Below are 22,231 nucleotides of genomic sequence, written 5' to 3'. Positions count from 1 at the left end.
CCCCCCCCCCCCCCCCCCCCCCCCCCCCCCCCCCCCCCCCCCCCCCCCCCCCCCCCCCCCCCCCCCCCCCCCCCCCCCCCCCCCCCCCCCCCCACTGCCGGGTTCACGCCTCGGAGGGATCAGGTTTCCGGACGGCTGGCCCGCCGCCGCGCCACTCGACGAGCAGCGGGTCGTCCAGGCGGACGTTTTCCGGGTCCGGTCCTGCCCGCCGCGGGAACTCCGGGAACTACGGGAGGCCGCGGGGGCGCAGGGCGCGGCCGAGGACGGGTACCGGCCTCGGGCTGTGTTCGCGGCCAGGGGCCAGGGACTGGCGGGCGGTGTTTACGGCCGGAGTCGTTGCTGCCTGCGGTGGCTGTGAACCCGCCTGCCCTCCTGCGGGTGTCCTGGCAGAGGGCGGACCAGCGCTACGGAGAAAGGGGCACTTCCCCTCGCACGGCTGCCGGGCGGAGTGGCTCGGGTTGCACCTTCCGTAGCGGCATGTGGTCCGGTGGACTCACGTCCCGCCCCACTGAGGAAGGCCCCTGCTCATGTATCCGTCCTTCATCCCGCAGCGCCAGGTCAAGATCGGTGACGCGGCCGCCTTCGTCGGCACCACACCGCGGGCGATCCGTCACTACCACGAGATCGGCCTGCTCCCCGAGCCCGAGCGGGGCAGCGACGACCGCCGCCGCTACGGCTACGAAGACATGATCCGGCTGCTGTGGATCCGCAAGATGGCCGACGCCGGGATCGCCCTGGACGACATCCGTGACGCCTTCGCCGACACGGCTTTTGCCGGTGCTGACAGCGACGGGGGCATCGCGAGCATCCTGGAACGGCTGGAGGAAACCCTCGTCGCGCAGGAAGCGGAACTGCGGCGGCAGCGGACTGCCGTGCAGCGCATGCGCACCGAGGGCAGCAGGATGGGTCTGCTCTCCGACTTCGTCACCAGCCGCCTCAAGAGCCTGCCCGAGGGTTCCCTGCGCCAGGCGGACCTGGACAGCCTGCTGGTCACCGAGCGGATCTTCGGACCGCTCGGTGCGGCCGTCCAGGCCTCCCGTTTCATCGCCCTGGCCACTCACCCGGGTCTGCGGGAGGACTCCGACCGTGTTGACGCCGCCGAGGAGGCACTGGATGACACGGTCGCTGTCGATGACCCCCGCGTGGCCCAGGTGGCTGCCGAACGGCACACCTTCGAGAAGGCGCTGCATGCCGTCATCGAGGATTCCGGCCTGGCGGAGAGCGACGATGCGCTCTTCGACTCCTGGGACGCTTTGCACCCCGTTACCGCTGATGAGGGCGAGGACGAGGCCAGCCGAAGTTCGGGCAGGGGGCAAGACACCATGAGCGCATTCGAAGCCATCGGAAAGATGCCCTACGACTTCTCCCCGGCCCGCCTGCGCTGCATGGAATTGACCGAAGAACTCGACGCTCACGAGTCACCCGCTTCCTGAGAGAGCCACCCGCTTCCCAAGACACGGCCTGGGCGGCAAGCCGCTCCCTGGTGCCGCGCATTCTCCCCAGAAGGTCAGAACGGGCTCTCCGGGTCGTTCACGTACGCGAAATGGATTGAGGGGCTCATGCCCGGTGCTACAGCCAGTCCCGCCGCTTGAAGATGAAGTACAGGCTCACGCACACCGCCGCCATCAGCAGAATCGCGAACGGATACCCGAACGCCCAGTTCAGCTCGGGCATCGCGTCGAAGTTCATTCCGTAGATCGTGCCGACCAGCGTGGGTGCGAACAGGATCGCCGCCCACGAGGAGATCTTCTTGAAGTCATCACCCGCGCCGCTCTGATCTGCAGAGATTGGCTGTTAACTCGCTGTGGCCTGCAGTGATGGGCGTTTCCCGTGCTTTCGCTGTGCTGCACGTTTGCGCGGTCGATTCTCCCCAGACGCTCCCCAACGGGGCCTCGTTCTCCCCAGATCCTCCCCAGCGGGGGGCCGGACAGTAGCGGACGGGGAACTCCGGCTTGGCGATTGTGCACCCTTCTGCTCCGGTCGCGGACCGTCCTATGATCGCTACTCCGCGTAGGAGGGGGCTGGGTATGGCGGCAGGCGGGTCGGCGTCGCGGCGGGCGCAGGAGGCACGGCGGCAGGAGCGGCTGCTGCGTGAGCAGTGGCAGGCCGCGCGTCAGCAGGCGCGTCAGTGGGAAGCGGCGAGTGAGGGGGAACGCCGGGTCGCTGCCCAGCTGTTGGTGCTCACGGAGCGTGGGTGGCGGCTGCTCGTGGATCGACGCTGGCCGGGGACGCGGACCGCCAATGTGGACATGCTGCTGGTGGGCCCCGGCGGTGTCTTCGTCATCGACGTCAAGAACTGGCGGTCCGCTCCAGAGGCTTTGGAGGGCAAGCTCCGCGCTGATGGTGAGCCGCGCGACGAGCACGCGACGAAGCTCTTAGCGGTGACGAAGGCCGCAGAGGGTGCGGTCGCGTCCCTCGGTATGTCTCCGGTGGCAGTCCAGCCGCTCATGGTCTTCGCGGGCCAGCGGGTCGACACCGAGCTCGGGAGGATCAGGCTTCTGGGCGAGCATGAGGTCGGCCCCGCGCTACTGTCAGAGCGCGGCAGGCTGCGTACGGAATCGGTGCGCGCCATCGCCGATCACCTGGAGCGAATCTTCCCCGACTACGAGGGATCAGTGGTCGGGCAGAAGGTGCCGCCCGCCCTGGAGACTCCTCAACAGGGTGATTCCGATGGGCTGTTCGACCTGGCCGGTCTTCGGGACGCGGCGCTGGAGGAGGCGCTACGGGCTCCGATCGAGCAGTGGATGACGTTCCTTCACCCAGATCAGGTCGCGCTGGTACGCCGCAACTGGGCGGGTCCGGCGCGCATCAGCGGTCCGGCGGGCACGGGCAAGACCGTCGTGGGCCTGCACCGCGCGGCTCACCTCGCTCGGCGCACCAGCGGCCGGATCTTGTACGTCACGTTCGCCAACAATCTGCCCCGGGTGCAGGGCACGTTCCTCAAGACCATGTCCCCGGCCGTCGCGGACCGCGTGGACTTCCGCAGCCTGCATTCCTGGGCCCGGGAGTTCCTGCAGGAAGGCGGCGTCCAGGTCCGCCTCCACGGGGACAAGGCTGAGACCGCCTTCAGCTTGGCCTGGAAGCACGTCGGGCGCGACAGCCGACTGGCGGAGATCGACCCGGCGCCGGGTTACTGGCGTGAGGAGATCGACTACGTCATCAAGGGCCGCGGCATCACCGCCTTCGAGGAGTACACGACCGTGCCCAGGCGCCGACGCAGGGCCAGCCTGCGCCGACCGCACCGGGAGGCGGTGTGGGCGCTGTACGAGGCGTACGAATCCCTGCGAATAGAACGCGGCGTGCACGACTTCAACGACGTCCTCACCCTCGCCCTGGCAGAGGCTACGCGGCGCACGGACGGGCCGCACTACGCGGCCGTGATCGTCGACGAGGTCCAGGACCTCACCCTCGTCGGCGTTCGCCTCCTGCACACCCTGGTTGGCGACGTCCCCAACGGGCTGTTACTGGTCGGTGATGGTCAACAGGCTGTCTACCCAGGTGGGTTCCGCCTCACCGATGCCGGCATCGATATCCGCGGCGACCGCGGACAAGTGCTGCGCACTAACTACCGCAACTGCAAGCAGATCCTCGACACGGCCATCGAGGTCGTTGCCGACGACTCCTTCGACGACATTGACGGCCTGCGCACACCCGGCCGCCGCGACGTCGATCTCACATACCATGACGGCCAGGTGGTCCGCGTCACGAAGCCGACCGTGGCCGAACACGACCAGGCCCTTCTGGCCGTCTTGTGCGCTCTGCGTGACGGAGCGCGAGCTGACGCCGCCGTGCTGTGCCCGTCCATGCGGGCCATCGGCCACTACCAGCGGTTGCTCTCCCGTGCCGAGGTCCCGGTATGCCTGCTGGAGCACTATGACGGCCGTCCCGTCGATGCGGTCAAGCTGGGGACGTATCGCAGGGCCAAGGGGTTGGAGTTCAAGCGTGTATATCTGCCGCAGCACGATGCTGCCTTCCCGAACGGCGCATCAGCCGACGGCCCCGGCGTTGCGGAGGTATCTGAAACGGCACGCGAACGCGAAGAGCTGCTACGCAGCCAGCTGTTCGTGGCGATGACCCGGGCTCGTGACGTGCTGTGGCTTGGAAGCGTGGACCGGTAGGGGTTGCAGTGTAGGGAACGCTGGGGAGCGGAGAGGCTCTCAGGGTTGCGACGCAGAAGAAGCCTCGGGTATCCGTCGACGCTGCAGCAAACGCAAAGGATGTTGTCAACGTCGTTAGCTTCGGCGCAGCGGAAAATGTATGGGAGGGGCTGGTGGGGCGATCTACGATCGTTGGTCATGGCCGTATACACGAGCTGGAATCGGGCGGATACGTCGCCGAAACGAGCGTCGGAGCCGGATGCCGAGTTCTTCGACAGGATCGCCGGTCCGTTCTGGGACCAGGTTCGGGGTGTGATCAACGAGTGGTGGTCGCACTTCCCGGACCAGGCTCAGCCCGGCCTGCGCAGTCGGCTGCTAGACCGGAACTCCGACGTAAACGTCTCCTCAGCACTGTGGGAGCTGTACCTGCACGAGATGCTGCTCGGTTCCGGTTGTACCGTGGAGATCGAGCATCAAGTAGGCACGCGTGGCAAGAACCCCGATTTCCTGGTCACCCGTGACGGCGAGCAATTTGTCGTCGAGGCAATTTGGACGGCCCAGCGCCTGGGCGACGCCGTGTCTAACCCGCTCCCACCTCAGCTAGCCGATGCCATTGATGGTGTGCTGAGCCCAAACTTTTTCGTGTCGTACAAGCTTGACAGGACCGGGTCGGCAACGCCGCCGCAGAAGCGGCTCAAGGCCGGGCTGACACGGTGGCTCGCGAGCCTGGACCCCGACCAAGTCATCGCCGAGTACGAGCGCAAGGTGCCACTGCCCAAGCACACTTGGCAGGAGGCTGGCTGGTGCCTCACGTTCGAGGCGATCCCACGAAGCCCCGGCAAGCGAGGCAATCCAACGAGCAGGACGATCGGTATCCACCCCGCGATTTGGGTCGACGACGAATCGAATCGTGTGCTCGACGCAGTCAAGAGGAAGGGCGGGAAGTACGGCGACCTAGCGCTGCCGTTCATTGTGGCGGTTGGCCATGCGGCCGTGTTCCCCGAAGACGAGGACACCGAGAGCGCGCTGTACGGGACCTCGGTCGAGTACGCCCATGCCAGCACACCGACACCGACCTTCGGCCGAATGCTCGACGGCTACTGGACTGCCACCTACGAGCATGCCCACAGCCGGGTCAGTGGCGTGCTCATTGTCGACAACCCAGCACCCTGGACCTGGACGAAGAACACACCCGTCCTCTGGCAAAGTCCCGACCCCAAGTCGCTTCCGGCCCCTGTCCTCCCTGCCTGGGCAACCGCACAGTTGGGCGAGGTCCAAGTCGAACACCGGCCAGCGACCTGTCCCACAAACACTGTCCTTGGTCTGCCCAAGAACTGGCCGGTCGGCGATGCCTTCCCTCGGCGCCATCGAAGCAACCTAAGCTGACGATCTCCCGGCGGCCTCAGCAGACCCAAGGGCTGCCATCGAGGTGAGAGCAAGCCGCTTGAACGAAGTCTGTTCGCACGGAGGACAACGGCATTGGCATGTTCGCGATGGTGACCGGGTACTGCGTATCACGGGCATCCCACGAGACGTGGAGCGCCGTGAGTGTCGCGTCGGCGGTCGTGAGCCTGCTCCACAATCTGGATCAGACGCACGACCGCCTGTGCAAGGCTGAGCGGCGCGCCCGCACCTGCATGCTCGTGGGCTATTGGCGCAGTAGGCGCATAGCGAGCACGGAACCGTCAGGGTGCACGGAGATGGGACCGTTCCACCGTGAGGCCCAGGTATCGCGCGGCCAGGTGGACCGGCGCGCGTAGATCTCGCGGCGGTATTGCTCCACCCGTCCCTCCGCTAGGTGGCGGAAGAGATCCTCCGCGACTCCGGAGAACGTCTCGACGCGCTTCCGGTTCAGCCGGAACACGTGGTCCGTGCCGACGAAGTCGATGCCGAGGAACCGGTGTCGCGCGTCCTGGACACTGTCGGTGGCTGCGTGCGTCAAGCCTGTGAAGTGTCGTTGTCCTTGCCGTTTCGTGAGGTATGGGGCGGTCGCCCTTCCGTCCCCGGCGAAGGCGGTGAGACCGGCTGCGGCGGTGCGGGCGAGGGCGTGCTGGAACCACGCGTAGAGGTCCGGCTTCACGTGGTAGCCGGGCACGGGCTCCACGGGCTTGTCGCCCTCTGCGGGCGGCTGGATGCCGGGGTAGACGTTCTCGTCCTCCAACGTGTGGTTAAGGACGCGGGCCGGGGCGTCCAGCCAGCCTCCATCTCCCTTGGCCTCCAGCGCGTGCACCGTAAGCGGGCCGTCGAGGGGGAGCTCCGTGCTGAACACCAGACACGGTGTCTCATCCCATGCTCCGATGTGCACCGCCTCGGCGTGGGCGGAAGCGGAGGCGAGCTGAGTATGCGAGGTGGAGAGCCCGCTGTGATTGCCCTTGCACGCGATCGGGAAGACGCGCGAGGGCTCACCGGGCCTCCATACCTCGGCGAAGAACTGGGGACGGTACCGGTAGCCCGATTTCGGGCCTGAATCCCTGCTGGTCAGGGCCCACCCTGCGCGCAGCGCTGTGTCGGCGGGCACGATCGAGACGAAGTGATCCGGGTAGCGCTTGTTCAGGAGTCGAGTGGCGAATGCCACCGCGAAACCGACGCCGAGTTCTCCTGACTGAAGGGCCTTGTAGTAGTCCGCGGTCTCTCGGCCCTCGGCTGAAAGGGCCATGAAGGAGTCTGAGTTTCCGTTGAGAGCTTGGTTGTACTTCAGGCAGCCCCAGTGCTCGGCGAGCCCGCGTCCCGCTCCGCGCCGGGCCAAAGTGATCGCCCGGCCGAGGGTGTGCAGTACATCCCAGGGGGTGAGTTGCACCAGTCGGTTCAGGTCCTTTGCGGGCAGGGGCCGTAGTTCCGGCTTCCGTCGAAGCTGGTCGAGCTCCTTCTCCTTCCTCTGCTTGTCGTCGTCCGATACCGCAGCGCTCACATCTCCGGCCAGCTCTGGGTTTGAGTGGACCGCGACGTTCGACGGCTCCGCGAGGTCCCTCAGTACCTCCGCCGTGACCTTCAACTTGTTCCCCCTCGTGATCCGTTGTGCCTGGTCTGAGTGCCGTGGTCCAGCAGCCGCGCGGCAGCTTTCGTCCGCGTGCGGCCTATGCGCTGGCTGCGGGCTGGGTGGCGGCGAGGTCGTTGAGGGCGCTGTTCACGACGTACCAGGACACGGTGAGCGTGTCGCGGTCGGGAGTGTGCGCCTCACGGAACTCGGCCCGCGGGTGGACGAAGTTGCGGTACTCGCGTAGGGCCTGGCTGAAGCGTTCGACGTCGACGTCGATCCAGCCGGCCTCGTGACAGATGTCGATGAGGGCCTTGAGGCCGATGAAATCGGGGTTCTTGCCGCGTAGCAGAGAGGCGTCCCGTTCCTCGATCACGGTGAGCAAGACGCCTTCCAGGAGACTGCCCAGCATGATGATGGCTGCGACGTGGGCGCCGTTGGCATAGCAGGTGCGCGCTTCGTCCAGGCGTCGCTGCAGCAGTGCCGCTATCCGTGGCTCGCGGATGATGTCGGCCATGGTGGCCTTGAGCTCGACTGGAGCCTGCTGGCCCGGGTGCGCCAAGGCTGGGTCGCAGACGACGATCCTGGGCCTGCCGCCCGGGTTCTCCAGGCGGAAACCTTCGTGCACGAGGAAGGTATTGACCGCGTTGATCACGGTTGCAAGGAGGTCGGGTTCCTCAAGGTACTCGCGCGCGTCGGCGAGCCTGATGAGCACCTTTTCCAAATCGGTTGGGGTCTCCCGACGATCCATGAGCTGCTGGAGCGCCCATTCACTGCGGTACTCGCCCTCGTACTCGGGCACGTCGAGCCACCCGGCGCTCTCCAGGAATTCGGCGATCTCGAAGCCTCGGCGGTAGTAGAGGTGGTCATCGCCGCAGATGACGCGAGCCAGTTCCTTCAGGGTGTTGCCGTCAAGTCGGCCCAGAACGGTCGTTTCCTGTGTCACGCGGCGTCCTCCGTGGTGTCTTCGGTGTCTTCGTCGGGCTGTTCGCTGTCGGTGCCCTCTTCCTCGGTGAGGGCCTCGTCCGAGGAGAGGTCGAGAGGCTTCCACTCGGCCGTGGGGCCCGGCGGTGGGGTGGCTGTTGCCGGGCGGGTGTACCTTGCGGGCCGGATCTCCTGGCGGTCGAGCTCTTCCCAGAGACCGTTGAGTGCGGTGTCGGGGTCGAAGCGGAAGTCGCTGTCCCGGATGCGCCAGAACTTCCAGCCCACGCGCTGCAGTTCGCGGTCGCGTCGTTGGTCGCTCTCGATCTGCTCCCGCGTGGCGCGGTGGAAGGGGTCGCCGTCGCACTCGACAGCGAGGCGGCCGCGAGCTCCGACGACCACCAGGTCGATGCGCTTGCTCCCTGCTGGGAACTGGGGGACGACGTGGTAGCCCCGCTCCTTGATCCGCACGTACACCTGCTGTTCGAAGAGCGAGTCGAAGGGGGCCCTTCGGACGTCGGGCAGGACCGGGCCGATGTCGTCGGCGGCCTCCAGCGCGGCGGGCGGGTTCTCCATGTACGTCAGGAGGTTGAGCCGAAGGTCGTGCGGTTTGAGGCGGTCAGGCGGGACCGAGTAGAAGAGCCACATCTGGTCTTGGGCCCGGCTGGCGGCGACGTTGTACGCCTGCTGGTCACTCTTGGCCCCGCCTTGGACGCGCGGCGGGTTCGTCACGACCATGGACAGCAGGATGATGTGGCGCTCGTCGCCCTGGAAAGAGGCCGCGTTGCCGACGCGGATCCTGTGGCGCTCGCGCACCGTGGCCGGCAGTCGCTGCTCGATGAGGGACTCCAGGAGCCTGGTCTGCCCGAAGCCCTGGAGCACGATCACGCCCATGGTCTTGTCCTGATAGACGGGGTCCTCGACCAGGCGGGCCAGGCAATCGACGACTGCCTCGGCTTCCATGGGGTTGTGGATACGGCTCTCACGGCCCTTCGCCACGGCGTCTTCGACGTAGTGGGTGCGCAGCGGGTCGAGACGTTCGCCGCCGTACTGGCGCAGGGGCAGCAGCTTGTTGTCGTAGAAGGTGCTGGAGGACCAGTTGATGATTTCGGGCACGCAGCGGAAGTGCTCTTCGAGACGGATCACCTTCGGGAAGAAGGTGGACAGCAGCTGGTAGAGGTTGGTGTGCGGCGTGTAGAGCTCCCGTAGACGGGAGGGCATGTCCGGCAGGTGGGCGGCCAGCTTGTCCTGGATGGCCTGGAGTCGGCCCTTGCCGGTGATGGCGGGCGCGCACTGCTTGTCGTCGCCGACGACGATTACGCGGGGAGCCAGCCACATGAGGAACAGCGCGTCCATACCGGCCTGACTGGCCTCGTCGACGATGACGACGTCGAAGGCGTCCCTTCTGGCCTGGACCATCTCGGCGACCTGCGGAATCGGCATGACCCACGCGGGTACCGCGCCCTGGGCTATGGACATCGCGTCGCGTGCCGCAGCTCGGAAGCGGCCTGCGTGCCGCCCCTTGCCCTTGCCGTAGGAGGCCATGTGCGTCCGATATGCCTGCAGCGCCGATCGCTGTTCCTGCGTCATCCGCTCCAGGCAGTGCAACCTGCCCCAGGCCGCGGCGAGTTCGCCGGTTACATCCTCCAGCCTGGCCTCGTGCTCGCTCAGGTCACCTTCGAGCTTGCGCTCCAGTCCGGGCGTGCGCTGCCTGTGTACGAACTGGGAAGCCTTCGCCCACGCCCAGGCTTGTTTCAGCGCCCCCAATCGTTCCTCCCAGGCAGGAACGTCAGGGTTGTCCATGAGGCGGCCCGCGAATAGCGGGTGCGCGGCGTGGAGGGCGCCCAGCAATTCGGCGCACCGACGCGTGTGGTGTTCCCGTCGGTGCGCGGAGGCCAGCGCCTCCAACGCCGCCCTATAGGCGTCCGTATCCTGCGATCGAAGCGCCTGTACCAAGGCCATGGCCTCCGCGGAGGGGTGTGTCCCACTCACTGGCGTACGCAGGAACTCGTCCCAAGCGGCCAACTGCCGGATGGCCTCGTCGGCAGCACGCCGGCCTGCTAGAGCGGCCACGGCAGCGGTGAAGTCTCCCCATGACCGGCGGGAGGTGATCGTCAGGCGTACCCCATGATGTACCAGGAGCTCGTCGATGCGCTCCCGTGCCGAACCGAACGCCTGGATGTGTTCGAGGCGGTCTGCCCGTGCGGTCAGTTCGGCCAGCCGTACCTCCACGTCCCCGAGGGCGACCACGGCGCTCACCTGCTGCCAGCGGGTGGCCGCACCGGCGAGCGTGGCATGGACCCGGAGGTGCACCAGTACGGCGTCCAGGTCCTCGGCCGTCTGCGGCGCACGGCCGTCGACGGTGCAGGAGTCCAGCAGCTCCTGGGCGTTCTTCTGTGCCTTGGCCGCAAATCGGGGGCGCAACGACTTGCCGGCGGCCAGATGGTCACGGAGCACGGTTCCTACGGTCGCCATCTGCCCGGCCTTCTGCGGGGTCAGGTCCTCGGGCACGGACACCAGGCGCAGGCCCAACGCGTTCACGGCTTGGGCGACTTCACGGATCTCGTCCGTTGCGGCGACCACGCGCTGCCACAGTGCGAGATTGGAGCGGGACAGACGGTCCGTGAGTGCTCGGGTGATCCACGAGTCCGGATCCCAGTGCGCGGAATCCGTGGGCACACCCAAGTGATGTAGGGCCGTCACGCAGGCTTCGAGCTGCGAGGTCAACTCGGTGGTTACGGAGGAATCGAGACCGGCGAGTACGTCGCGCATCCTGATCGTTTCCGTGGCCAGCCCGTCATCGCTGAGGCAACTGGCCACGAAGACGTCCGCGACATACTCGGGCGAGGGGAGCGCGTCAGGTGAGGGAAGCGCACCGCCCGCGCGCGGCTCACCCGCCCCGTCGCGCAGCAGCAGGAGGAGCTCTTGGGCCTGCTCGGCGGTCAAGGGTGGTTCGTCCCCGGCAGTCTCCGCGAGAGGGGCGATCCATCCGTACTTATCGGCACCGGTGTGCACGCGTTCCACGATCTCGGCGAGCGTACCCCCGTAGCCCGGTGCCACGTTTCGATGCCGGTACTCGGCTTCCCGGAGCGAGATCACCTGTTCCGTGAGCGTGTCGATCCTTCCCCGTACCTCGTCTCGTTCACCGGTGAGGCGTCGGATGTCGGCGCGCAGTTCGTCGGGGTCGCTGGTGGCCACCTGATCGGTTAGAGAGTTGATCGTGCGCTCCAGTTCGCCCGCGCCGTCGTGGCGGGTAGAGCTGAGCAGTAGCACGCACAAATCCCGTACCGCGGGTGGGAGTTTCTCGCGCAGCACGGTCAGTGCCTGGTCGCGGGCACTGGTGACGAGAACTCTCTGTCCTTGCGCGAGTAGCGCGGAGACCAGGTTGGCGATTGTGTGGGTCTTACCCGTGCCGGGAGGACCCTGGACGACTACGCCGGTGTCGTGCTCCAGGCGCCCGAGTACGCTGCGCTGCTGAGCGTTCGTCTTGCCAGGGAAGAGTGGATCGTCCCCGAACAGCGGTGTTGTCTCGACTCCGTTCCAGGTGGCGCGTTCCTCGGACTTGAGCGGCAGCACCATCTGAGCCAGACCGAGCGGCGCATGGCCCTCCGTCGCCACGGTCTCAGCGATCTGGTCGTAGAGCCGCAGTAGTGCGTTGAGGTTGCGCGGGCGCATCACCAGGGCAGGCGCGTACGTGAGCCGGGCTCCTGGTTCCGGTGCGCGCGGCGGCTCCCACTCGGCGCTGAATCCCATGGGGCGTGTGGTTGCCCGCTCCTGCCACTGAGCCAGCTGGTCGAGGGCCTCGGGGCCCAGTGGATGCATAGCCCGAGCGGTGACCTCCTCCGAGAGAGCTGCCCCGCGCTCACGCACCCATCCGTCGTCGCTGTCCAGGAAGTCCTGGTCCTCTAGCCGCAGGGCCCCTTCTGACGACAGCCGCACCGTCAGCTTCGCCGTGCGGCGGTCCACCGACGTTTCCGCACGATGGGTGAACAGGTGCCGGTGCAACACGTCTTCGTTCGGGTCGCGCCAAGTCAGCAGGCCGATGGCGAAGACGAGTTCAGTCTGGTCGTCCTCCTGGGCCAGTCGCTGATGCCACGCGTAGACGGCGTCGTAGAGCTCGCGCAACGGTCGTTCCGCGCGCTCGCGCTCTGCCCACCTTCGCCATCGCTCCAACCACGTGCTGTACTCCCGGAGCACGTCGCCGGCTTCTTCACGCCGAAGGGTGCCTTCCTCCTCCCGGCGTTCCCTTGCGTCCGCGACGCGTATGAGTTCGCGCCCCGGGCCCTCGTCGGCGAGAGGTGGATCACCACCGCCCGGGTCCAGGCAACGTGCCGGTTCCACCCAGCCGTCGAGCGATGGGGGCAGATCAGGCGGCGCAGACTGCGGAACGTGGTCGAGTGACAGCAGTAGACCGTCGTCACGTGGTGTCGGCCTGCGGATCGACTCCGGGAGCCGGGCCAGCCACAAGCGTTCACGACCACGGTCGTCACGCTGACGCTGGTGGCTGCTGTGGACCACGTCACGCAGGAAGTTGACCAACCCTGCCGTTTGCCCGATCACGTCAGGATCACTCGCGTGGCGTCGCGGAACGTTCACCATTCTCCTCCCGGCTGCTGACGAACGTTCCAGAATGAGGGTCGTTCAATGTCGCAGCAACGGGCTTCGATGAGGATGGCCGGATTTACTCGCGACTCCGATTCCCACGCGCACCGTCGGGAGGGGGGTTGCCTTGGGGCCGGTCCGCGTGGACTGCGGCCTAGCGGACCGGCCGCACGCGCCTCTACGCAGGTTGGGGCCGATGAGGGGAGACCCACTGGAGGGCCTCGTTCGCCGATGGCGTCAGTGTCAGCACGCCCTGGTGGCGGTCTGGTCGGTCGACCAGTAGAGGTCACTGTCTGCAGGTGGTTTGTGGCGCAAAGTGGATGCCGCGACCCGGGCGTGTCTGCAGGTACCCCAGCGTTGAGGAAGATCAGCCGGGTTGGTGCCTGTGGTCACGTCCGGCCTTCGTTCGTGTCAACGACGGTGACATGGGTGAAGCCCGCGCCGAGGTCGTCGCGTACAGCCTTCAGGTGCTGGTCGTGGCGCGGAAGTAGTTTGACCGGCTGTCCTACCGGGCGAGCGGTAAGTAAATTTCCGCGAGGTGCATGCATGATGACCGTAGTGCCGGTGAGTCAAACCAGGGTGCCGATGGCGCCAAAGCGATCGGGGCGGTAGCCGTCGGCGAACAGTGGGCGGTGAGCTTCGCCTACGGCGTCCTCGACGACCGACGGCTCGAACCGAGTGACGCTCGAAATGCGTTCGCGCGGTGCCGCTGTCTGGTTCCTGTCGCCGGCGGTAGAGGACGAGCGGCCCGTGCGGAAGCTGGTAACCCTCGTCGACGGATCGGCCGCCGCGGCAGGGGCTTCGTGCCGACTTGCTCTGGCCCGGGTTGGGGAGTTGCCTCGTGTGACCGCTATTTCGATCGCTTGGGTTCAGACGGCAAAGGCTTGACCGCATACGAGGCAGTGATATGGGCCTGACATGTCTTCCGGGACCTTTACCGGTTCGTATGAGTGGCATGGGGATGTCACGATAACCATGTCATCGGGCTCGGTGAGTGGTGCCGGTACGTCCGGCCCTTCGATACCGCCTTTGAAATCCAACCTCACGTGCTTGCTGCTGGCACCCTTGAACGCGTCCCGCAGTTCTTGCTCGATGCTTCGCGTGGCTGCAGGAATAGCCGTGCCTTCGGCGTACTCGAGTTGCTCCTGCGTCCACCAGGAGTCCATTCCTGCTGGCTGACCGCACAGCGGGCAGTGGTAGGTCGCCGGGGCGGACTGCCCTTCGGCTTCCTCGTTCGCTGGACCGTGGTGCCACTTGAACTGGCGTACGCAGTGCGGGCATTCCCGACGGAGGAACCCGTCGTGATCGAGAGGCAAGGTCAACTGGATGTCCATGTCACGCTCCGCTCACGAACTCATCGATCTCGATTGGTGTCCCGTCGACGGTCTTGGCGTTGATGGTGATGTTGAAGTACGAGTTCGAGCGCGACGCGAGAGAGTCGGACGAAACGCGCCCCACGCGCACCGACTTGCCCTCGGGCAACTTTGGGACGGGGAACTCATCGGTGTTCCGCGTGACGAGCCCAACCTTGGCATCCGCGTCAACGGCTAGGTCGTACACGTCGCCGGGACCGTGGTTGGTGATCTCGACCGCGTCGATTTTTCCGCGCCCATTGTCGATGTACCGGGCCTTTAGCCGGGGTGTGCCCGACGCCTGCGATGCCGGCAGTTTCCGCCCCATCGGGAGCCCGCCGCCAGGAGGGACGGGTGGGGTCAGGTCTCCGGCTTCGTGCCAGTCCGTTCCTGATAGCCGGGTAGCGCATCCTGTGGTTTCTAGGCGGGTTGCGAGGTCCTGCCGCTTCTTGACGCTGTCGTCGAGGCGGACGACATGCCGGCCGTGGATGTCGCTGAAGATCTTCACCTGTCCGAGTTCCACGATCACTGTGCGATCCGCGTCGCGGCCCATGGCCATGCCTGCCTCGAAGAGCACATTCGGGCGGGGTTGCATCTGCGGGTTGCACTCTGGATCGCCTGGGTGAGTCAGGCTCTCGTGCAGATAGGTGACATCGTCCGGGGTCTGTAGGACGACCACCGCCTGGGCGCTACCGAATGCCGCATCGAGGATCTCGCCGATGTACGGGGAGCCCTTTCCCGTCATACGGCCCGCCTCCGACCACTCGATCGGGTCGAGGCCGATGGCCCGCAGGAACTCGAACAGCCCCCGGCGTGCGTGCTCGTTGCGTCCGTGGATCACGAACACTTTGCGGCGGTCCACCTCACGCCGGCCCTCTGCTGTGGTCTGCATGCCATGCTCCCTGCTGATGTACGAGAGACCTGTGCCATTCGACATTAGCGCCAGGGTCTGACAACGGACTCAGCTGATGAGATCGGCAGCCGGATGGGGAGACTGGCTCCCGCCTGGCTCCCAAACCGGCGCCGGAACCACTCAGGTGCCTGACCTGCTAAGCGCATCAGGTACCGGACCTGGTGCCGCTGTCGGGGCGGCGGTATTCGGACCCGCGACCTCTTCGTCCCGAATGAGGTTCGGCAAAGATCGCCACCGGCTCCGATTGAATTTTCGCAGCTCAGGGCATTGGTGTGGGTTGGTGTGGAGGGGGCTCGGGGAGCGAGTTGGCTCCCGAATGGCTCCCAGGCTCCCCCGTGGTTTGGTCATCCTCCGCGTCAGCGTTGTCCGAACATGCGGCACCTGGCTATGACACGGATAGCCGGACTACTGAACAGTCTGCCCCCAGAACCGCGATTCGAGGTCTGCGAAGAAGCGACGCATGAACGTCAAGTCGCCCTTGGCTTGCAGGATCTCGTGGCCGCCGAAGCGAAAGACTTCGTACCCCAGCAGACGCAGGGCTCGATCTTCGGCGACCATCGCGGAGTAGAGGTCAGCGGCGACCTGCCATTGCCCTGTCCCCGGGGGAACCTCGCGGGCGTAATGGTGCTTCCCATCCACCTCGACGACGATGCGGACGCCGCCGGGAAGAAGCAGCAGGAAATCCATGCGTTCGCGGGCAAGGCGGCGAGGCTTGTGCAGGAGCTGGCGCTGGCGCTCGGTCAGCGGGTCGAAGTGCAGGTATACCTGTGGAAGGAGGGCTGGCTGGCGCCGCCCGTCGACTTCGGAATAGCGGCTGGCGAAAGCGTAGAAGAGATGGCGTTCGGCATTAGAGCTTAGGGACTCTCTTAGCCGCTCGTACAGGGAGATGGCGACGTCGCGTTCTGGTGACGCTTCGAGATGGTTCTCTTGCCGCCACCAGTCGACGAGATCGCCCCAGGTGAGGCCGGCATTGGTCAAAGGCTTGTTGTAGATGAGGCACTGGTCTGCGTGCTCGACGACCTCAATGGCGCCGTCCAACACCTGGCTCCAGACGATCTCAGGCTTGGGACCTTTGGAGGCGAAGATTATGTTCCTCGGGTCGCCGTCAACACCGAGGAAGCCGGTCGACGCGGTAGATGCTTCGTCCAGTTCGTCCAACTGCTCCCAGACTGGCGCGAAGAGCTTGTTGAGGTAACCGCGCCGGGCTGCCCATCCACCAGCACCCCCCATCCCTTCGGTGCTTCAGTAGCCGTGGAAGCCGTGGAAGCCGCGGAAGTCGCGGAACGGCGTATTGAAGTCCAGGCCAAGCCTGCGCATCACAGACTTGAAGGTACGGATCGCCTCAGCTATTTCGTCGTCGTTCAGGCGCTGGTAGCCGCTGGTAGCCGCTGGTAGCCGCTGGTGCCGCATTGCTCCAGCTCGGAGTGGATGAGCCGCCCGAGGGCTTCGGCTGCGTCTCTGTCTTCGGTGCCCTCCAGCGGCCCTCCGCGTAGCCGAACAACGAACTCGCGCTCGAACTCGTGTCGCTCCGATGACCACAGCTCTCCCGGTCCAGGAGGCGTCACCACCGGTCGGAAGAAGTCGTTCGGCTTCATACGAGCAGATTACTGAGCAGCGCTGACACGGAAGAGGGGTGAGCATGTTTGCCTGCACAGCGTGCGTGGCACCTGACTGTCGAGTCAGAGATCATCCAGCGCCGGGGGGTGCAGGCGGGAGGCAGCATGCGCTTGGGTAGCAGGCATGAACTGGAACCCTGCTGGTCCTGAGGATGCTCCAAGCGCGAACATGAACGAGCGAATAGCCAACCTGTGGCGCCGTCAGCGGGTGCGGAAACGTTGGAGTCGTGCGCTGGTGGTGCTGGGGTCTCTGGTTCTGCTGGTCGGGGTCCCGTGGCTCATTTGGCGTGGACCGTACGAGCTGGACCATGAGTACCTAGACCGGGACGAACTAGCAAAGGGATCAGCAGCGCTCGTAACCGGCCTACGCACTTCTCTGGTCACTATGCTTGCCGCGATTGGGGCCGGAATTGCCGTGGTGTACACGATCCGGACCTATCGCCTTACGCGGCGTGGCCAGATCACTGACCGGTTCAATAAGGCGCTTGAACGCCTCGGCTCCGAGCATGAGTACGTGCGTATCGGAGGTGTCCTCAACCTGGAACAGATTGTCCAGGATGCCCCGGAGCAAGCTGCCCCGGACGCTGCCCGCGTCCTTGTGCATTTCATTCGTGACAGGGCGCCGAAGGCCAAACATGGCAGTCGCAACTGGATAGCGCGCCTACGCACTGGGGGCAATGCCTCCCTGCCCCTAGAACCAACAGCTGATGTACAAGCTGCCCTCACGGCCCTGACCAGCGATGTGATGCGCCTCCATGCCGATCCGCGTGTAGTCGTTCTCGACCTTCACGGATTGCACCTGGCGGGAGCCCGGCTGCCTGGCGTCGATCTCACGGATGTCCACTTGGAGGGTGTCGACCTGACTGGTGCTGATCTGAACGGTTCGACGCTGACGATGGCTAACTTGAACGGAGCACGGCTCGCCTCTGCCAACCTGATTGATGTGGATCTGACCTATACGGAGCTAGCACGAGCAGATCTGCGAGGAGCGGATCTCCGACTCGCAAGATGGGCCAAGGCGGACCTGCGCGGGACCAACCTGTTGGACGCCAGCGGCTTGCCCTCGAACCTTGATGAGCTTGCGCGCGTCGATGGCCAGACTGTCCTTCCAAGGCACTTGCGATCACCAGCGAGGGGCTGAGGCTGCACACGACCGTGTCTGTATGGGTTAGTTGCTGATTAGAGACGCCTACGTCACCAGCCATTGAGAGAGACTTCTGGTCCACCATTGAGGTAGCGGTCGAGGGCACTCGCGGTGGTGTCTACGAACTCCTCGGGGATGGCGTCGGTGTCGACCCAGCGGACCTGGGCGTGCTTGCGCGGCTCTCGGTTCTCGGGGGTGCCGGTCCACTCGTGGGAGACGAAGACGACTGTCAGGAAGCCGTTCGGAGCCTCGACCCCCCATGCTCCGTGGATGATGTGGGCGACCTTGAGGGATTCCGGCTTCACCATGAGGCCGGTCTCCTCGTGGAGCTCGCGCACCGCGGTGTCGGTGATCGCCTCGCCGGGTTCGCTCTTCCCGACTGGCAGGTCCCACATGCCTTGGGCGAACTTGGCATTTTCGCTGCGCTGCAGGAGGACGACGCGCTCGGTGGCCTGGTCGTGGACGATGACGGCGGCGACCAGCAGGGTCATAGATTCGAGGGCGGGCTTGAGGGCCTTGGGTTGGTCGTCGGTGGTCGGTTGAGCCACTGTGCGTCCCTTCATCTCATCGGCCCGTTGGTGGGCATGTTAGGCGAGTGCTTCACGTGCGCGGCGGGCGAGTTCGGTGGCTCCGGGGACTTTGCGCCGCTGGTAGATCGCGAGGGTGGATCGCAGTGACGTGATCGCTTTGCGGGTGCGGTCGGAGGTCATGCCCTCCATGAGAGTCAGCGCCTGCGACCAGGCGGCGACGGCCTCGTCGGCTCGTGCCTGGGCCGCGAGGCTGTCGCCCAGGTCGGCGTAGGTCAGGGCGTGGACGCGCTTGTACTTCACGGGATCCCAGCGGACCAGGGCGTCGCGGTGCTGCTGTTCGGTGCCGACGTGATCGGCGAGGTCGGTCAGCGTGCGGGCGGTGTGGCTGGCCACGGTGCCGGCGGCCGGGCCGCTGACGCGGGAGTAGCTGGGCTGGGGGTCGTCCTCGCGCAGGAGAGCGTCCTCGGCGGCCAGCAGGGCGCGGGCGGCGGCGGGCTTCTCGCTGGTGGCGGCGTAGGCGCGGGCGTGGGTGATGTGGAGCAGGGCCTCGGTCTGGCCGTCGATGTGGCCGACGCTCTGGGCGAGCGCAGCCTCGGCCAGGGCAATGCAGTGGTGGGGCTGCTTGAGGCTGAGGGCCTGGTGGGCGAGTGCACGCATCATCCAGGCGGCGTGGCCGTGCGGGTCAGCCTCGCAGGCGAGCTGGTAGCCGACTCGGTAGTAGCGCTGGGCGGCGCCTTCCTGGCCAAGATCGTGGTGCTTCCAGCCTGCCAGGTAGGCGAGTTCGGCGACCGCGCCGAACGCGGCCTGGCGTAAGGGCTCCGCCGTGAATCGTCCGCGGAGCATAGGAGCGGCGGTGTCGGCCAGGTAGGCAGTGACGGTGGTCAGGCCGTGGCCGCCGCCGAGGCGTTCGTCGGCTGCGCTGAACGCGGCGGTGATCTCGCGTACAACGTCCACGTCCTCCGCACCGACCAGCCCGGTGCCGGTACGGGCACGGAGCATTCGGGCGGTGGCTTCGTGATCGTAAGCGAGCGGCATGGCGACGCCTGCGGTGGTGAAGGCGGCGACCCCGAGGAAGCGGCGGCGCTCGACGTCGGCGCGGCCCAGATCGGTCACCGCCAAGACCGGGTCGGCTTCGTCCTGCTCGTTGCCGTCAGACGTGCCCACGCCGATCTCGGTCGGTGTGACGATGCGGCCAGTTCGGCGGGACAGCGCTTCGGCAAGGTACTGACTCGTTCGGCCGCTCGGTTGGCGAGTGCCGTTGGCCCAGTGGGAGATGGCCGACTTGTTGGTCTGGATGATCTCGCCGTTCTCGGCGGCGATGCGCTGTACGTCCTTCGCCAGGGCCTCGTACGTGCAGCCGATCGTTTCGATGACCTCGCGCAGGCGGGAGTTGGATGCTCGCTGGGCTGCCACGACCGCCTCCGATCCGGAGCTGTAAACCGCGTATACCGCTTTGCCTGGCTCTCACCGTACCCACTCTGTGTGACGAGCGGTTCACTTAATTGCAGCCGCCCGGCACGGTTCCAGGTTCCGACCGTGATCCAGACTCCCCCTTGGTCCGGGCGGCTCCCCGAAGTTCCGTACACCCGCAGGGGGTCCGGGCATTTCTATGCCCGGACCCGGCCCTTCAGAGACGGAGACACGGTGACCACCATCGAGACCACGACCATCACGGTCGAGTTGCCCGAGGCGTTCGACACGCGCTGGAGCCGCCTGCCCGGCATCCAGGTCGACGGCCGGCGCATCACCATCGACCCGGCCGAGTACTTCTTCCGCTTCGAGTCCCACACCTGGCTCGTCGCCGACTGGGAGCTGGTCAAGTCCCAGCTCTTGGACGTGGACGAGACGACCGAGAGCGCGGTCGAGCAGTTCGCGCTCGACTTCATCAAGCAGCACAGTCAGCCCACTTCGGACGCTGCCCAGGTGCTGGCCATCGCGTACGAGGTGTACGCCTACCTGTTCCGCGAGGAGCACCTCGCCGGCCTCGGCCTGCCGCAGATCACCACCGACCACCTGCGGATGCTGCGTGAGGCCGCCACGCTGATGGCGCTGAACAAGGTCGAGCTGGACGGGCACATCTCGAACGTGGGCCCGTGCTGGTTCTTTCCCGCCGCCACCTCCGTCGTCTTCGACCTGTCCGACGAGATGGGCGGCCTGCTCGACGAGGTCTACCACGGTGGCTGGTTCAACGAGCACCGCCGCATCGAGTCCATCAAGGCCCACGCCGCGCTCGGCGGTCGGCTCGTGCATGGCTGCCAGTCCGTGCCGGACCAGTCCGGCGGCGTGGTCGCGCCCTACGGTGCCTCGATGGCCACCTTCCGCGACGACCTTGCCGAGTTCAAGGCCGGATGGATCGACCAGGTCTACGCCCACCGCGTAGTCCCCGCCGCATAGCCCGTACCCGACCCGGCTCCGGGGCGGGCCGGCACCGTCGCCCGCCCCGGACGCCCTCAATCACAGGAGTCCTTCATGGACGCGTCGCTCAATGCCGATCTCTTGGCAAGTGTGCTGACCGCTGCCGGTCGCCCCTCCGCCGTAGCGCGCGAAGAGGTGCGCGTCTGGTCCATGTCCGGCGTCGAACGCCTGACCTTCTCCGACGGCGCCACCGCCATCTTCAAGTACGCCAAGAAGCCCTTCGACAGCGAAGACCAGGCCCTCCGCCTGGCGCACACCCTCGGCGTCCCGGTCCCGAAGGTCCACGCCTCCGCGGTACTGGACGGCTGGCTCGGGATGCTGCTGGAAGACCTCGGCGCCCCCATCCGCGACGCCGACGACCTCGACGGTGCCGCCGCAGCCGTTGTCCTGCACTCCACTCGTAGGGCAGCGTCCCTGCCCATCCTTGATCAAGAGGCCCTGCGCTCCCTGCCCGGGGGGGCACTGGACCACCTCGACCGGCTTCGCAAGGCCGAGCGATGGCAGGACGCGGACGACATTGAGGCGGCGCTCGACCGGCTCGCCCAGGCCGCCGAAGCACGCTCGACCGAGGCCACGGTGGCGCCGTTCGGCTGGGTGCATTCCGAGTTCCACCCCACCAGCCTCCACATCGGCCAACGCGGCTGGCGTCTGCTGGACTTCGCCCGTTCCTTCACCGGCCCTGGCCTCCTCGACCTCGCCAGCTGGCACGGCACCCTTGAGGAGCCCGACCCCGTACGCCTGCGCGTATTCCTGGAGACCTACGTCGCCGAGGGCGGCACCCCTGATGCGCTCGCCGAGCGCGGCGGTCTCGCCGCGGAGAAGTGGGCGCTGGGCTGGCACCGCATGTGGGCGGTGGAGTGGTTCATGGAGCAGGCCATCCGGTGGATCAACGACCCGGCCACCGACCCCGCGTACATCAAGGTCGTACGCCGTCACCTTACCGATGCCCTCCGGCTCCTGGAGGTCTAGATGCCGTTCGCTCAGGCATCCCCCTGGCACGCACACGCACTCCAGCGCACCGCCGCCGGCCCTGCCCGAGCACTCGCTGTGCCGGCCCGGATGGAATGGACGGTCAAACCCGGCAGCGGCCCAGGCGCCGAGATACTTGGCCCCGACCTGCACGGGAAGCGGCTGCTCGAACTCGGCTGCGGCCCCGGCCATAACGCCGCCCACCTCGCGACACGACACGGAGCACGCGTCACGGGCCTCGACCTGGTTGGCCTTCAGATCCGCCGAGCCCGCTCCCACTACGGCCGACTCACCAACCTCACTTTCGTCGCCGGCCACGCCCTGCACTACCTGCAAGCAAGCGACGAGCAGTTCGACGCCATCTACTCGGTCTTCGGTGCCGTCGGCCTTGTAGCTCCCGAGCTCCTGCTCCAGGCCATCGCCCAGCACCTGAAACCCGGCCGCGCTCTGACCTTCACCGTGCCTCACCCCGAGCGCGGGGGCCGCCGCCCGTCACCGGACGACCGGCCGCGCCGCGATCACGTCATGCTCCCGGACCGCACTCGACTTCCCCTCGCGCGCTGGGACTTCGACGCGGGCCGCTGGGAGTCACACCTCCGCCAGGCGGGCCTGTGGCTCACCTCAGCCCAGGAATTCCACGACGCCCGCCTCGGCCGCTGGCCCGCCACCTTGCTGATCACTGCCCGCAAGCTCTGACC

At 66.6% G+C, this 22,231-nt stretch carries 16 protein-coding genes and 1 pseudogene; 7 read left to right on the top strand and 10 right to left on the bottom strand.

Features of this window, described 5'->3' with window-relative positions:
* Positions 1-527 precede the first annotated feature (527 nt).
* The gene (locus ACZ5CR_RS32685; protein WP_468864139.1) at positions 528-1,433 is read left to right on the top strand and encodes a MerR family transcriptional regulator; all 906 of its coding nucleotides are present in this window, start codon (positions 528-530) and stop codon (positions 1,431-1,433) included.
* Positions 1,434-1,569: 136 nt separating this feature from the next.
* Here ACZ5CR_RS32685 and ACZ5CR_RS32680 read toward each other — a convergent pair.
* Positions 1,570-1,761, bottom strand: a pseudogene (locus ACZ5CR_RS32680) (CorA family divalent cation transporter); the annotation flags it as partial.
* Positions 1,762-2,027: 266 nt separating this feature from the next.
* Here ACZ5CR_RS32680 and ACZ5CR_RS32675 point away from each other — a divergent pair.
* Together ACZ5CR_RS32675 and ACZ5CR_RS32670 are read left to right on the top strand one after the other, a co-directional pair.
* Positions 2,028-4,118 (top strand): nuclease-related domain-containing DEAD/DEAH box helicase, encoded by a 2,091-nt coding sequence (locus ACZ5CR_RS32675; protein WP_468864137.1) that lies wholly within the window; start codon positions 2,028-2,030, stop codon positions 4,116-4,118.
* Positions 4,119-4,295: 177 nt separating this feature from the next.
* A complete protein-coding gene (locus tag ACZ5CR_RS32670; RefSeq protein WP_468864135.1) occupies positions 4,296-5,483 on the top strand; it encodes a hypothetical protein in 1,188 nt (395 codons plus the stop codon).
* A 262-nt stretch (positions 5,484-5,745) separates the two neighbouring features.
* Here ACZ5CR_RS32670 and ACZ5CR_RS32665 read toward each other — a convergent pair whose 3' ends face one another.
* The 7 genes from ACZ5CR_RS32665 to ACZ5CR_RS32635 all read right to left on the bottom strand — a co-directional run bounded on the left by ACZ5CR_RS32665 (position 5,746) and on the right by ACZ5CR_RS32635 (position 16,269).
* A complete protein-coding gene (locus ACZ5CR_RS32665) occupies positions 5,746-7,089 on the bottom strand; it encodes a hypothetical protein (RefSeq protein WP_468864133.1) in 1,344 nt (447 codons plus the stop codon).
* A gap of 82 nt (positions 7,090-7,171) precedes the next feature.
* Positions 7,172-8,017 carry a hypothetical protein gene (locus ACZ5CR_RS32660; RefSeq protein WP_468864131.1) on the bottom strand — a complete coding sequence of 282 codons (846 nt, stop codon included), beginning with the start codon at positions 8,015-8,017 and terminating at the stop codon, positions 7,172-7,174.
* The gene (locus ACZ5CR_RS32655) at positions 8,014-12,552 is read right to left on the bottom strand and encodes an AAA domain-containing protein (RefSeq protein WP_468864128.1); all 4,539 of its coding nucleotides are present in this window, start codon (positions 12,550-12,552) and stop codon (positions 8,014-8,016) included. The genes ACZ5CR_RS32660 and ACZ5CR_RS32655 overlap by 4 nt, the downstream gene beginning before the upstream one ends.
* Before the next feature lie 911 nt (positions 12,553-13,463).
* Positions 13,464-13,928: a hypothetical protein gene (locus ACZ5CR_RS32650; RefSeq protein WP_468864126.1), complete on the bottom strand. Its 465-nt coding sequence runs from the start codon at positions 13,926-13,928 to the stop codon at positions 13,464-13,466.
* Between the two features lies 1 nt (position 13,929).
* Positions 13,930-14,838 carry a TIR domain-containing protein gene (locus ACZ5CR_RS32645; protein ID WP_468864123.1) on the bottom strand — a complete coding sequence of 303 codons (909 nt, stop codon included), beginning with the start codon at positions 14,836-14,838 and terminating at the stop codon, positions 13,930-13,932.
* A 426-nt stretch (positions 14,839-15,264) separates the two neighbouring features.
* Entirely contained in the window at positions 15,265-16,017 is a 753-nt protein-coding gene (locus ACZ5CR_RS32640) for a hypothetical protein (protein WP_468864121.1), read from the bottom strand.
* Between the two features lie 84 nt (positions 16,018-16,101).
* The gene (locus tag ACZ5CR_RS32635) at positions 16,102-16,269 is read right to left on the bottom strand and encodes a hypothetical protein (RefSeq protein ID WP_468864119.1); all 168 of its coding nucleotides are present in this window, start codon (positions 16,267-16,269) and stop codon (positions 16,102-16,104) included.
* A 330-nt stretch (positions 16,270-16,599) separates the two neighbouring features.
* On the opposite strand from ACZ5CR_RS32635, the gene ACZ5CR_RS32630 reads away from it, so the two are divergent.
* Positions 16,600-17,616: a pentapeptide repeat-containing protein gene (locus ACZ5CR_RS32630; protein ID WP_468864117.1), complete on the top strand. Its 1,017-nt coding sequence runs from the start codon at positions 16,600-16,602 to the stop codon at positions 17,614-17,616.
* Between the two features lie 53 nt (positions 17,617-17,669).
* Here the strand turns inward: ACZ5CR_RS32630 and ACZ5CR_RS32625 are convergent, their stop codons facing one another.
* Positions 17,670-18,182 (bottom strand): NUDIX domain-containing protein, encoded by a 513-nt coding sequence (locus ACZ5CR_RS32625; protein ID WP_468864115.1) that lies wholly within the window; start codon positions 18,180-18,182, stop codon positions 17,670-17,672.
* Between the two features lie 24 nt (positions 18,183-18,206).
* Positions 18,207-19,562, bottom strand: a complete 1,356-nt coding sequence (locus ACZ5CR_RS32620) for a helix-turn-helix domain-containing protein (protein WP_468864113.1) — start codon at positions 19,560-19,562, stop codon at positions 18,207-18,209.
* Between the two features lie 231 nt (positions 19,563-19,793).
* Here ACZ5CR_RS32620 and ACZ5CR_RS32615 point away from each other — a divergent pair, with 231 nt between their 5' ends.
* The 3 genes from ACZ5CR_RS32615 to ACZ5CR_RS32605 all read left to right on the top strand — a co-directional run bounded on the left by ACZ5CR_RS32615 (position 19,794) and on the right by ACZ5CR_RS32605 (position 22,229).
* Complete coding sequence (locus ACZ5CR_RS32615; protein ID WP_468864110.1) at positions 19,794-20,543, top strand: hypothetical protein; 750 nt, start codon at positions 19,794-19,796, stop codon at positions 20,541-20,543.
* A gap of 75 nt (positions 20,544-20,618) precedes the next feature.
* Positions 20,619-21,533 carry a phosphotransferase family protein gene (locus ACZ5CR_RS32610; protein ID WP_468864108.1) on the top strand — a complete coding sequence of 305 codons (915 nt, stop codon included), beginning with the start codon at positions 20,619-20,621 and terminating at the stop codon, positions 21,531-21,533.
* A complete protein-coding gene (locus ACZ5CR_RS32605; RefSeq protein ID WP_468864106.1) occupies positions 21,534-22,229 on the top strand; it encodes a class I SAM-dependent methyltransferase in 696 nt (231 codons plus the stop codon).
* Positions 22,230-22,231 lie beyond the last annotated feature (2 nt).

Source organism: Streptomyces sp. NPDC031274 (assembly GCF_055570235.1).
This window is presented reverse-complemented; position numbering and strand designations above follow the sequence as displayed.

Bases quoted from the DNA above. Each gene is read 5' to 3' on its own strand.
- ACZ5CR_RS32685 (WP_468864139.1), top strand. From the start codon at position 528: ATGTATCCGTCCTTCATCCCGCAGCGCCAGGTCAAGATCGGTGACGCG.
- ACZ5CR_RS32675 (WP_468864137.1), top strand. From the start codon at position 2,028: ATGGCGGCAGGCGGGTCGGCGTCGCGGCGGGCGCAGGAGGCACGGCGG.
- ACZ5CR_RS32670 (WP_468864135.1), top strand. From the start codon at position 4,296: ATGGCCGTATACACGAGCTGGAATCGGGCGGATACGTCGCCGAAACGA.
- ACZ5CR_RS32650 (WP_468864126.1), bottom strand. From the start codon at position 13,928: ATGGACATCCAGTTGACCTTGCCTCTCGATCACGACGGGTTCCTCCGT.
- ACZ5CR_RS32645 (WP_468864123.1), bottom strand. From the start codon at position 14,838: ATGCAGACCACAGCAGAGGGCCGGCGTGAGGTGGACCGCCGCAAAGTG.
- ACZ5CR_RS32635 (WP_468864119.1), bottom strand. From the start codon at position 16,269: ATGCGGCACCAGCGGCTACCAGCGGCTACCAGCGGCTACCAGCGCCTG.
- ACZ5CR_RS32630 (WP_468864117.1), top strand. From the start codon at position 16,600: ATGAACTGGAACCCTGCTGGTCCTGAGGATGCTCCAAGCGCGAACATG.
- ACZ5CR_RS32625 (WP_468864115.1), bottom strand. From the start codon at position 18,182: ATGAAGGGACGCACAGTGGCTCAACCGACCACCGACGACCAACCCAAG.
- ACZ5CR_RS32610 (WP_468864108.1), top strand. From the start codon at position 20,619: ATGGACGCGTCGCTCAATGCCGATCTCTTGGCAAGTGTGCTGACCGCT.
- ACZ5CR_RS32605 (WP_468864106.1), top strand. From the start codon at position 21,534: ATGCCGTTCGCTCAGGCATCCCCCTGGCACGCACACGCACTCCAGCGC.